Annotated in this window: 5 protein-coding genes and 1 pseudogene; 3 read left to right on the forward strand and 3 right to left on the reverse strand. The window is 69.8% G+C overall.

Going from position 1 to position 6,561, the window contains the following annotated elements:
- A partial coding sequence (locus IH13_RS0118080) for a sigma 54 modulation/S30EA ribosomal C-terminal domain-containing protein (protein ID WP_031085701.1) occupies positions 1-386 on the forward strand: 386 nt, incomplete at its 5' end.
- 195 nt (positions 387-581) lie between these two features.
- A complete protein-coding gene (locus IH13_RS0118085) occupies positions 582-1,334 on the forward strand; it encodes a response regulator (protein WP_031085702.1) in 753 nt (250 codons plus the stop codon).
- A 73-nt stretch (positions 1,335-1,407) separates the two neighbouring features.
- Here the strand turns inward: IH13_RS0118085 and IH13_RS0118090 are convergent, their stop codons facing one another.
- Together IH13_RS0118090 and IH13_RS0118095 are read right to left on the reverse strand one after the other, a co-directional pair.
- Positions 1,408-2,583: a winged helix-turn-helix domain-containing protein gene (locus IH13_RS0118090; protein WP_031085704.1), complete on the reverse strand. Its 1,176-nt coding sequence runs from the start codon at positions 2,581-2,583 to the stop codon at positions 1,408-1,410.
- Positions 2,584-2,593: 10 nt separating this feature from the next.
- A complete protein-coding gene (locus IH13_RS0118095) occupies positions 2,594-3,184 on the reverse strand; it encodes a GNAT family N-acetyltransferase (protein ID WP_031085705.1) in 591 nt (196 codons plus the stop codon).
- Positions 3,185-3,426: 242 nt separating this feature from the next.
- Between IH13_RS0118095 and secA the strand changes: the two genes are divergently transcribed.
- Positions 3,427-6,255 carry a preprotein translocase subunit SecA gene (secA, locus tag IH13_RS0118100; RefSeq protein ID WP_031085706.1) on the forward strand — a complete coding sequence of 943 codons (2,829 nt, stop codon included), beginning with the start codon at positions 3,427-3,429 and terminating at the stop codon, positions 6,253-6,255.
- 30 nt (positions 6,256-6,285) lie between these two features.
- On the opposite strand, the pseudogene IH13_RS44690 reads toward secA, so the two are convergent.
- Positions 6,286-6,561: pseudogene (locus tag IH13_RS44690) on the reverse strand (hypothetical protein); the annotation flags it as partial.

Genomic DNA, 6,561 nt, shown 5'->3' on the forward strand with positions numbered 1-6,561 from the left:
CCCGCCGTGGCAGCGGCCGGCGGTCCGCCGCGGAGGTGGGCGAAGTCGTACCGGGCGTCGCTTCGTTCAACGGGGACGGTGAGCTGATCGGCAGCGAGGCGGCGCCGCCCGTAGCCACCACCAAGGCCGGTTCGCTCGACGTGGAGGGCGACGGCCCCCTCGTGGTGCGCGAGAAGACACACGTCGCGGCACCGATGTCGCTCGACCAGGCGCTCTACGAGATGGAGCTGGTCGGGCACGACTTCTACCTGTTCGTCGACTCGGAGACCAAGGAGCCCAGTGTCGTCTACCGGCGGCACGCCTACGACTACGGCGTCATCCACCTGCGGACCGACCCGCTGGCCGCCGACGAGGCGGGCGGCGCGGGCGGTGCGCTGGGCGGCTGACACCGGCCACAGCCCGTACGCGCGGGGCACCTCGGAAGCGTCTGTGCGCTCCGGGGCGGCGCGTCTCCCCGAGGCAGGAGCACCGCTCCTGCCTCGGGGCATGAAATCATGGCGCCCCAAGCCAACCGGCGTTCCCGTGAGTGCCGTTGGCGGGCAGCCTGTGACCTCAGGCCGTGGCCTTCAGGGGGAGGAACGATGGCGGACACCTTCGGGCCCGTAAGCAGGGCGAAGGGTGCCCACGACGCCGCGGTGGCCGACTGCGGGACGGACGACGACGGCTCGCGCAAGGAGCCCATCCGGGTCCTCGTGGTCGACGACCACGCGCTCTTCCGCAGGGGCCTGGAGATCGTCCTCGCCCACGAGGAGGACATCGAGGTCGTCGGGGAGGCGGGGGACGGCGCCGAGGCGGTCGACAAGGCCGCGGACCTCCTGCCCGACATCGTGCTGATGGACGTCCGGATGCCTCGGCGGGGCGGCATCGAGGCGTGCACCTCGATCAAGGAGGTGGCGCCCAGCGCGAAGATCATCATGTTGACGATCAGCGACGAGGAAGCCGACCTCTACGAGGCGATCAAGGCGGGTGCCACCGGTTATCTCCTCAAGGAGATCTCCACCGACGAGGTCTCCACGGCGATCCGCGCGGTGGCGGACGGCCAGTCCCAGATCAGTCCGTCGATGGCGTCGAAACTGCTGACCGAGTTCAAGTCGATGATCCAGCGCACCGACGAGCGCCGGCTCGTGCCCGCCCCCCGGCTCACCGAGCGGGAGCTGGAAGTGCTCAAGCTCGTCGCCACCGGGATGAACAACCGGGACATCGCCAAGGAATTGTTCATCTCGGAGAACACCGTGAAGAACCACGTCCGCAACATCCTCGAGAAACTGCAGTTGCACTCCCGGATGGAAGCCGTGGTCTACGCGATGCGGGAGAAGATCCTCGAAATCCGTTGATCCCCCCTAGGCCGCCCGGGGAGGCCCTCGGGCGGCGTAAACGCGGTCCGGCTGTGTCGTCCGGCGGACGCGCTCACGCGAGGGCGCGGGCGATCTCCGCCATGAGCGGCTCGCGCAGCTCCGGCGCTTCGACCTTCTCCAGCCGCACGGCCGTGCACCCGACCCAAGAGGCCGCCTCCACCAGGGCCTCGGCCATCGGCACCACGGACTTCCGGCCGTCCAGTGACACCTGCCGGGCGACCAGCGTGGTGCCCTCCCGTGCCGGATCCACCCGGCCCTGGAGCCTGCCGCCCGCCAGCAGGGGCATCGCGAAGTAGCCGTGGACCCGCTTGAGCCGGGGCACGTACGCCTCCAGACGGTGGGTGAAGGCGAAGATCCGCTCCGTACGGGCCCGTTCCCAGACGAGCGAGTCGAACGGCGACAGGAGCGTCGTCCGATGGCGTCCGCGCGGCTCCGTCGCCAGCGCCGCCGGGTCCGCCCAGGCCGGTTTCGCCCAGCCCCGCACGGAGACCGGCACGAGGCCGGAGTCCGCCACGACGGCGTCGAACTCCTCGGCCCTGAGGCGGTGGTAGTCGGCGATGTCCGACCGGGTGCCGATGCCGAGCGAGCGGCCCGCCAGTGCGACCAGCCGGCGCCGGCACTCGGTGTCGTCCAGGTCGTCGTGGAGGAAGGTGCCGGGGATGGCACGCTCGGCCAGGTCGTAGACGCGCTTCCAGCCGCGTCGTTCGGTGCACACCACTTCGCCGTACATCAGGGCCCGTTCGACGGCGACCTTGGACGCCGACCAGTCCCACCACTCGCCGCCGTTCTTCGCGCCGCCCAGTTCGGTGGCCGTCAGCGGCCCCTCCGTCTCCAGCTGCTTGATCACCGTGTCGTAGGCCCCGTCGGGCAGCGGATGGTTCCAGTGCGGGCGGGAGCGGTAGGCGCGGCGGCGGAAGGCGAAGTGGGGCCACTCCTCCACCGGCAGGATGCACGCGGCATGCGACCAGTACTCGAAGGAGCGCCCGCCCGACCAGTACGCCTCCTCGACCGTGCGGCGGCCGACGGCGCCGAGCCGTGCGTAGGGGACGAGCTCGTGCGAGCGGGCCAGCACCGAGATCGTGTCGAGCTGGACCGCCCCGAGGTGGCGGAGCACCCCTCTGACCCCGCCTCTGCGGTCGGGGGCGCCCAGGAGACCCTGCGCGCGCAGGGCGATCCGGCGGGCCTGGTCGGCGGAGAGTTCCAGAACGGGCGGCGGCGCGGACGTCATGCGTGGAACCTTAGGGCGTGCCACTGACACCCGGGGCCGGAAGATACGGATGCGCACCGGGGAGCCCCAGGTCGGCGGGGAGCAGCGCACCGGTCCAGGTGTCACGCCGTGTGCCCTTGTTGAGCAGGGCCGAGCGCTGGTCGCCCTCCATGCGGAAGCCGGCCCGCAGGGCGAGCGCCCGGGACGGGGCGTTGCCGACCTCGGCCCGCCACTCCAGGCGGTCCGCGGCGAGGTCCGTGAAGGACCAGCGTGCCGCTTCGAGTACGGCCTCCGTCATGAGGCCGCGGCCGCGGTGCTCCCTGGCCGTCCAGAAGCCGATCTCGTAGGTGCCCGTCAGGGTGCGGCGGTTGACGCCGAGCGCGCCGACCAGCGGGCCGTTCTCCCGGAGTACCACGGCGAAGTTGTACATGGTGTCGTCCGCCCAGCCGTCCGGGGACAGCGTCCCGGTGAAGAGCTCCGCGTCGGCACGGGTGTACGGAGAGGGAACGACCGTCCAGCGCTGGATGCCGGGGTCCTGGCAGGCGGCGTGGACCTCCTGGGCGTCCTGCGGCTCGAAGGGACGCAGGACCAGGCGTCCGGTGGTGAGAGTGAGGGGCTCCATGAGGGGATTGTGGTGATCCGGGGTGAGCGGCGCGAGCACTTTTCCGGCTTCCCCGGCACCTTCCGCACCCTCCGGCCGTTGTTCTGTGGAGGGTGCGCCGGGTCCGACGCGGCAGCAGCCCTCCCGGCACGGCGGGGTCCTCCCTTACGATGACCGTTGCGGTGGGGCCCACCTGCCGTGCCCGCGCCAGAGTCCATCACACGACCCAGTGCCAGGCCCGACCGGCAAGGAGACCAGCCTCAGTGTCCGTCTTCAACAAGCTCATGCGTGCAGGCGAAGGCAAGATCCTGCGCAAACTGCACCGCATCGCGGACCAGGTCAGCTCCATCGAAGAGGACTTCGTCAACCTCTCCGACGCCGAGCTGCGGGCGCTCACCGACGAGTACAAGGAACGGTACGCGGACGGCGAGAGCCTGGACGACCTGCTTCCCGAAGCGTTCGCGACCGTCCGTGAGGCCGCCAAGCGCGTCCTGGGACAGCGCCACTACGACGTCCAGATCATGGGCGGTGCCGCGCTGCACCTCGGCTACGTGGCCGAGATGAAGACCGGTGAGGGCAAGACCCTCGTCGGCACGCTGCCCGCCTACCTCAACGCGCTCTCCGGCAAGGGCGTGCACCTGATCACGGTGAACGACTACCTGGCCTCCCGCGACTCCGAGATGATGGGACGGGTGCACAAGTTCCTCGGACTCGAGGTCGGCTGCATCGTCGCCAACATGACGCCCGCGCAGCGTCGAGAGCAGTACGCGTGCGACATCACCTACGGCACGAACAACGAGTTCGGCTTCGACTACCTCCGCGACAACATGGCGTGGTCGCAGGAGGAGCTCGTCCAGCGCGGACACAACTTCGCGATCGTCGACGAGGTCGACTCGATCCTCGTGGACGAGGCGCGTACGCCGCTGATCATCTCCGGCCCGGCCGACCAGGCCACCAAGTGGTACGGCGACTTCGCCAAGCTGGTCACGCGCCTGACCAGGGGCGAGGCGGGCAACCCGCTGAAGGGCATCGAGGAGACCGGCGACTACGAGGTCGACGAGAAGAAGCGGACCGTGGCCATCCACGAGCCCGGTGTCTCGAAGGTCGAGGACTGGCTCGGGATCGACAACCTCTACGAGTCGGTCAACACACCGCTCGTCGGGTACCTCAACAACGCGATCAAGGCCAAGGAACTCTTCAAGAAGGACAAGGACTACGTCGTCATCGACGGCGAAGTCATGATCGTCGACGAGCACACCGGCCGTATCCTCGCCGGCCGCCGTTACAACGAGGGCATGCACCAGGCCATCGAGGCGAAGGAAGGGGTGGACATCAAGGACGAGAACCAGACGCTCGCCACGATCACCCTGCAGAACTTCTTCCGCCTGTACGGCAAGCTCTCCGGGATGACCGGTACGGCGATGACCGAGGCCGCCGAGTTCCACCAGATCTACAAGCTGGGCGTCGTGCCGATCCCGACGAACCGGCCCATGCAGCGCGCCGACCAGTCGGACCTGATCTACCGCACCGAGGTCGCCAAGTTCGCCGCCGTCGTCGACGACATCGCCGAGAAGCACGAGAAGGGGCAGCCGATCCTGGTCGGCACGACTTCGGTCGAGAAGTCCGAGTACCTCTCGCAGCAGCTCTCCAAGCGCGGTGTCCAGCACGAGGTGCTCAACGCCAAGCAGCACGACCGTGAGGCGACGATCGTCGCCCAGGCCGGCCGCAAGGGCGCGGTGACGGTCGCCACGAACATGGCCGGCCGAGGCACCGACATCAAGCTCGGCGGCAACCCCGACGACCTCGCCGAGGCGGAGCTGCGCCAGCGCGGGCTGGACCCCGTCGAGCACGTCGAGGAGTGGGCCGCGGCCCTGCCCGCCGCCCTGGAGAAGGCCGAAGAGGCCGTGCGGGCCGAGTTCGAAGAGGTCAAGGAGCTCGGCGGGCTGTACGTCCTGGGCACCGAGCGGCACGAGTCGCGGCGCATCGACAACCAGCTGCGCGGCCGTTCCGGGCGTCAGGGTGACCCGGGTGAGTCCCGGTTCTACCTGTCGCTGGGCGACGACCTGATGCGGCTGTTCAAGGCGCAGATGGTCGAGCGCGTGATGTCGATGGCGAACGTCCCGGACGACGTGCCGATCGAGAACAAGATGGTGACCCGGGCGATCGCTTCCGCTCAGTCGCAGGTGGAGCAGCAGAACTTCGAGACGCGTAAGAACGTCCTGAAGTACGACGAGGTGCTCAACCGGCAGCGCGAGGTCATCTACGGGGAGCGGCGCCGCGTGCTGGAGGGCGAGGACCTCCAGGACCAGATCCGCCACTTCATGGACGACACGATCGACGACTACATCCGCCAGGAGACCGCCGAGGGCTTCTCCGAGGAGTGGGACCTGGACCGGCTGTGGGGCGCCTTCAAGCAGCTCTACCCGGTGAAGGTCACGGTGGAGGAGCTGGAGGAGGCCGCGGGCGATCTGGCCGGGGTCACCGCCGACTTCATCGCCGAGTCGGTCAAGGACGACATCCACGAGCAGTACGCGGAGCGCGAGAAGACGCTCGGCTCGGAGATCATGCGTGAGCTGGAGCGGCGCGTGGTGCTGTCGGTCCTGGACCGCAAGTGGCGTGAGCACCTCTACGAGATGGACTACCTCCAGGAGGGCATCGGCCTGCGGGCCATGGCGCAGAAGGACCCGCTGGTCGAGTACCAGCGCGAGGGCTTCGACATGTTCAACGCCATGATGGAGGGCATCAAGGAGGAGTCCGTCGGCTACCTGTTCAACCTGGAGGTCCAGGTCGAGCAGCAGGTCGAGGAGGTTCCGGTCGAGGACGAGGCGCAGCGGCCGTCGCTGGACAAGCAGGACGCCCCCGTGGCCGCCGGGGCCGGGCGTCCGGAGATCCGGGCCAAGGGCCTGGACGCGCCGCAGCGGCCCGACCGGCTGCACTTCTCCGCCCCCACGGTGGACGGCGAGGGCGGCGTGGTCGAGGGCGACTTCTCCAGCGAGGACGCCGAGGGCGGGCGTTCCTCCGGTGACGGGATGACCCGGGCCGAGCGTCGCAAGGCGCAGAAGGGCGGCGGCGGGCGCCGCCGCAAGAAGTAGCGCCGAGCGCGTCGTGTGGGCCGGACACCGTCACGGTGTCCGGCCCACACGCGTCCCGGGGGCGCTCTGCGGGCCGTGGGCGGCCTGCGGGTGTTCCGGTGTGCCTTCCCGTGCGGTGTCGTGACGCGGGTCGCGTGCCGCCCTCCTGCCGCCGCCGTGCCGCTGCCGTGTCGCCGCGTGCGGCCGTGGTGCGGCGCCGCTGCTGGCCCGGGCCTGTGCGCCGCCGGTGGCGCCGTACGGTGCCGCCGTGCGTGCTGTGGCCCGGCCCCTGCGGGATGCGGGATGCGGGCTGTCTCTTATACACAT

Origin of the sequence: Streptomyces sp. NRRL WC-3549, from assembly GCF_000721935.1 — a bacterium.
GTDB lineage: Bacteria > Actinomycetota > Actinomycetes > Streptomycetales > Streptomycetaceae > Streptomyces.

Excerpts from the sequence above, each read along its gene's own strand:
- IH13_RS0118085 (WP_031085702.1), top strand. The coding sequence starts at position 582 with ATGGCGGACACCTTCGGGCCCGTAAGCAGGGCGAAGGGTGCCCACGAC.
- IH13_RS0118090 (WP_031085704.1), bottom strand. The coding sequence starts at position 2,583 with ATGACGTCCGCGCCGCCGCCCGTTCTGGAACTCTCCGCCGACCAGGCC.
- IH13_RS0118095 (WP_031085705.1), bottom strand. The coding sequence starts at position 3,184 with ATGGAGCCCCTCACTCTCACCACCGGACGCCTGGTCCTGCGTCCCTTC.